At 49.5% G+C, this 4,916-nt stretch carries 4 protein-coding genes; 2 read left to right on the top strand and 2 right to left on the bottom strand.

The genetic code is table 11. The features are described 5' to 3' along the window. A partial coding sequence (locus ACTHSP_RS17825) for an L-lactate permease (protein WP_440346575.1) occupies positions 1-1,359 on the top strand: 1,359 nt, incomplete at its 5' end. Positions 1,360-1,656: 297 nt separating this feature from the next. Beyond that, positions 1,657-2,019, top strand: coding sequence for an ACP-like domain-containing protein (locus ACTHSP_RS17820; protein ID WP_049352014.1), 363 nt, complete (start codon positions 1,657-1,659; stop codon positions 2,017-2,019). Between the two features lie 139 nt (positions 2,020-2,158). Here ACTHSP_RS17820 and dnaN read toward each other — a convergent pair whose 3' ends face one another. Both dnaN and dnaA read right to left on the bottom strand, forming a co-directional pair. Next, a complete protein-coding gene (dnaN, locus tag ACTHSP_RS17815) occupies positions 2,159-3,262 on the bottom strand; it encodes a DNA polymerase III subunit beta (RefSeq protein WP_003684553.1) in 1,104 nt (367 codons plus the stop codon). A 106-nt stretch (positions 3,263-3,368) separates the two neighbouring features. After that, positions 3,369-4,916: chromosomal replication initiator protein DnaA (gene dnaA, locus ACTHSP_RS17810; protein ID WP_440346574.1), on the bottom strand; the 1,548-nt coding region annotated here is incomplete at its 5' end.

Here is a 4,916-nt window from a genome sequence, read left to right as displayed (position 1 = left end):
CGCATGATGGAAACCACCGGCTGTATCGACGTCATCCGCAAATGGCTGGCTACCATCAGCCCGAATCCGATTGCCCAGTTGATGATTATCGGCTGGTCTTTCGCCTTTATGATTGAAGGCGCATCCGGTTTCGGCACACCTGCCGCCATTGCCGCGCCAATCCTGATGAGCTTGGGCTTCAACCCATTAAAAGTAGCCATCTTCACTTTGGTCATGAACTCCGTACCCGTGTCCTTCGGTGCAGTAGGTACCCCGACTTGGTTCGGCTTCGCGCCTTTGGGCTTGGATCAAAAGAGCATTATGGAAATCGGTATGAGAACCGGCGTAATGCACTTCTTTGCTGGTTTCATCATCCCTGTGATCGGCTTGAGCTTCATCGTACCTTGGGCTGAAATCCGCAAAAACTTGGGCTTCATCGGTATCGCCGTATTCTCCTGTACCCTTCCTTACGTTGCCTTGGCGATGGTTAATGAAGAATTCCCATCTCTGGTTGCCGGCGCAATCGGCCTGATGGTGTCCGTATTCGCAGCAAACCGCGGCTGGGGCTTGAGCAAAGATTACGCCAAAGACCCGAATGCAGAAAAAGTACCTTTCGCACAAGTTGCCAAAGCACTGGCTCCTTTGGGTATGCTGATCGGCATGCTGGTGATCACCCGTATCAAACAGCTGGGCATCAAAGGCCTGCTGACCAGCAAAGAAGAATGGTTCAGCTTCCAACTGCCGTTTGATTTGTCCAAAATCACCGTCAGCGACTCCCTAACCATCACCTTCGGCAACATCTTCGGCCAAGGCGTAAACGCTTCCTACCAAACCCTCTACGTTCCGGCTTGGATTCCGTTTGTCTTCACCGTTTGGATTTGCATCCTGCTGTACAAAACCAAATTCAAAGATGCGTGGTCTTTCTATGCTGCAACCTTCAACCAAACCAAAAAACCTCTGCTTGCCCTGATGGGTGCGTTGATTATGGTTCAACTGATGATGGTTGGCGGCGACGACTCCATGGTGAAAATCATCGGTAAAGAATTTGCCAATGCGGCTGGCGAACACTGGGTGTACTTCTCCCCATACCTGGGTGCAATCGGTGCATTCTTCTCCGGCTCCAACACTGTATCCAACCTGACCTTTGGTCCGATTCAACAACAAATCGCGCTTGATACCGGCCTGTCCGTTACCCTCATCCTCGCCCTGCAATCTGTCGGCGGCGCAATGGGCAACATGGTCTGCATCAACAACATCATCGCCGTGTGCAGCGTGTTGAACGTAAACAACGCCGAAGGCGCCATCATCAAGAAAACTGTGATCCCGATGAGCATCTACGGCATCATCGCCGTGACTGTGGCTGCAATTTTCTTCTTCTAAACCGCTTCATATCAAAGGCCGTCTGAATATTCAGACGGCCTTTTTTGTATTCTTTCGCTATATTTCTTAAAGAATCATTAATGTATATATTCCGCAACAACCCGCATAACCACTTTGCAACACCAAATTACAAACAACTTTCTATTAATAAACAATCCGGTAACCATAAGTAAACACTGTTTTGCAATTTACCCAATTGCCACTACCGACAAAACGCCTAAAATACGCTTCATCTGCAAACGGAAACCCTTTCTCACTTTGCAAGATAACACACAACACTCATATGGAGCTTAGATCATGAAATTACTTTCTGTTATCACTGCAGCCGCATTGGCTACTGTTTCCTTCTCCGCTGCCGCTGCACCTGCCGGCTTCGTTTCTTACAGTTGTGACGGTGGCAAATCACTGAACGTGATGTACGGCTTTGACCGTAGCGGCCGTGCCATTACTGCTGACGTAAATGCCGGTGGCAAAAAAGCCTCTTTGGTTGTCGACAAAAAACGTTCTGACAGCACTGGCACTACTTTCACCAACCGCCGCGGCTATGCAATGTCTGCCGGTTTCATCGACAAAAACACCCACACTACTTCTGAAGTAGTTGGCGTGAACGCCCCTAACGGCTCATTCCTGGTGAAAAACTGCGAACCACGTCCACGTTAATCCCAGTTTTCCTATTTAACCGAATCATCCCGGTTTGATAGAAAGGCCGTCTGAAAAACAATTTTCAGACGGCCTTTTGATTCGAGCCTATAAAAAGAGCATGTACCGTACACGCTCTTTTTGTTTGTTCACACAACAATTAAATACGCATCGGCATTACGATGTATTTGAAGTTCGGATTATTCGGTACGGTAAACAGCGTTGAACGGTTGGCATCGCCGAAGGCAAGCTGCATATCGTCGGAGTGGATGTTACGCAACACATCCATCAAGTAGCCGATGTTGAAACCGACTTCGAGCTCTCCGCCTTGGTAAGCGATTTCCAGCTCTTCGCGCGCTTCTTCCTGCTCGTTGTTGCTACATACGACACTCAGCAAACCAGGCTGCAGGAACAGTCGTGCGCCGCGGAATTTTTCATTGGCAAGAATGGCGGCACGCTCGAGTGCACCCAAAAGCTGGGTACGGGATACGAGGAAAATCTTGTCATTATCCAAAGGAATCACGCGGTTAAAGTCAGGGAACTTGCCGTCGATGACTTTGCTGACAATGGTTGTGCCATTGCATTGGAAGCGTACTTGATTGTCCAAAAGCTCAACGGTGATGGACTCGGACGGATTGTTCAACAGCTTGAAGAGTTCCAATACCGTTTTACGCGGCAGGATCACTTCCGTTTTCGGCAGTTCTGCTTCAATTTGACTGGCCGCATAAGCAAGGCGGTGGCCGTCGGTTGCAACAAGGCGCAGCTGATTACCTTCAACCTGCATCAGCAAACCGTTGAGGTAATAGCGGATATCTTGAACTGCCATGCTGTATTGCACTTGCGAAAGCATGGTTTTGAAGGTTTCTTGAGTCAGTGAGAAAGTCGCACTGACGTCGCTGCCGACGCTCATCAACGGAAAGTCTTCAGCCGGCAAGGTTTGCAGGGCAAAACGGGATTTTCCCGCGCGCAGAGTCAAACGGTTGTCCGCCCAATCCAGTGACACCAGCGCACTGTCAGGCAGGGCACGCAGGATGTCTTGGAATTTTTTAGCGTTGGTCGTAATACGGAAATCGCCTGCCTGACTTTCAGGGCCGGCGGTATTGATTTGGATTTCCAAGTCGGTTGCCAAAAGTTTGGTTTGTCCGTCTTTGCTTTCCAGCAACACATTAGACAAAATCGGCAGAGTATGGCGACGTTCGACAATACCGGTAACGGCTTGCAACGGCTTGAGCAGACTGTCGCGATCGGCTTGTAAAATCAGCATGTTCCATTCCTTTGAATTTGAAATCGGTTGATTTGGGTATTTTAAAATATTTTTTGTATTCAGACGGCCTCACATTGACATCAGGCCGTCTGAATATTGCATTGGGTCAGTTCTGAATCAAAATCAGCAGTTTTTCGTAGTCTTGCGCCAATTCGGGATCTTCTTCGCGCAGTTTTGCCACCGCTTTGACACCGTGCATCACGGTCGTGTGATCGCGACCGCCAAAGGCATCACCGATAGAAGGCAGGCTGAGCGTGGTCAGCTCTTTGGTCAGGCTCATGGCAACTTGGCGCGGACGGGCAATATTGCGCGTGCGTTTTTTGCCTAATATATCGCTGATTTTAATACGGTAGTATTTGGCTGTCGCATCGATGATGATGTCGGCGGTAATGACTTTGTGTTTCTCGGCAATAATATCCTGCAAAGCCGTGCGCGCCAAATCCATGTCGATGACAGGACGGTTCATAAAACGGCTGCTGGCACTGACACGGTTGAACGCGCCTTCCAGTTCGCGCACGTTGGAACGAATCAGGTTGGCAACAAACAATGCGGCTTCGTCTTCAATGCTGATGCCTGCCGCTTCTGCCTTTTTCTGCAAAATCGCCACGCGCATTTCCAGCTCGGGTGGCTCGAGTTCTAAAGTCAAACCCCATGAAAAGCGCGATTTGAGCCGGTCGTCCATGCCTTCAATTTTGGCAGGTAACACGTCGCAAGTGAGGATGAGCTGTTTTTTCTCGTTATGGAAATGGTTGTACAGATAGAAAAATTCTTCCATCGTACGGTCTTTGCCTTTAATGAACTGAATATCGTCGATAATCAGCAGGTCATATTGTTTGTATTGTTGCTTGAACACATCATAAGTGTTGTTGCGTACAGCCTTCATAAAGCTGCGGATATAGTCGTCCGAGTGCATATAACGCACTTTGGCATCAGGACGGTTTTTCAGCAATTCATTGCCGATGGCTTGCACCAAGTGGGTTTTACCCAAACCGGTACTGCCGTATAAGAAAAACGGGTTGTAGCCCTGCCCCGGATTTTCAGCAATCGCTTGGGCGGCAGCGGCGGCAAGGCGGTTGCCCTTACCTTCCACCAAAGTTTCAAATGTATAGTCGCGCGACAGATTGGTCTGTTCGTAGCGTGCTTCTTCCGCATCGTGTTGCGCGTCGGTTTTGGCTTTGGCAACTGCTTTAGATTCAGCCGGAGCAGTAGTTTGCACTTGAGGCTCATGCGGCAGGTTTTTCATGCGTTGCGCCAAAATCTCGGCAGCCGTCATGGCAGCTGCAGGTTTGGAAACCGTTTCAGACGGCCTATTTTCTTCCATTGGCGCAGCAGTTTGCAAAGGCATTTGAACAGGCTCTACACACTCTTCAACTTCAATGACCTCTTGCACTTGCACCGGCGCAACAGTCTGAGCCGCCATTTCATAATGCGTACCTACGCCCGGCTTAAACGCGAAAGCAGCCTGCTGAGGCACCAATTCGGCACGCACGGCATCAATTTTGGCGGCAAACTGGCTTTTAAGCATATTGCAGGCAAATTGGTTTTTACCATACACCACCCACACGCCGTTTTCTTCACCCACGGTCAAAGGCGCAATCCATTGCGCAAACTGCCCGGCAGGCAACATTTCGTGAAGGCGGCAAAGGCACAGCGG

Source organism: Neisseria sp. P0001.S005 (genome assembly GCF_051963715.1).
This window is presented reverse-complemented; position numbering and strand designations above follow the sequence as displayed.

Excerpts from the sequence above, each read along its gene's own strand:
- ACTHSP_RS17820 (WP_049352014.1), top strand. The coding sequence starts at position 1,657 with ATGAAATTACTTTCTGTTATCACTGCAGCCGCATTGGCTACTGTTTCC.
- dnaN (WP_003684553.1), bottom strand. The coding sequence starts at position 3,262 with ATGCTGATTTTACAAGCCGATCGCGACAGTCTGCTCAAGCCGTTGCAA.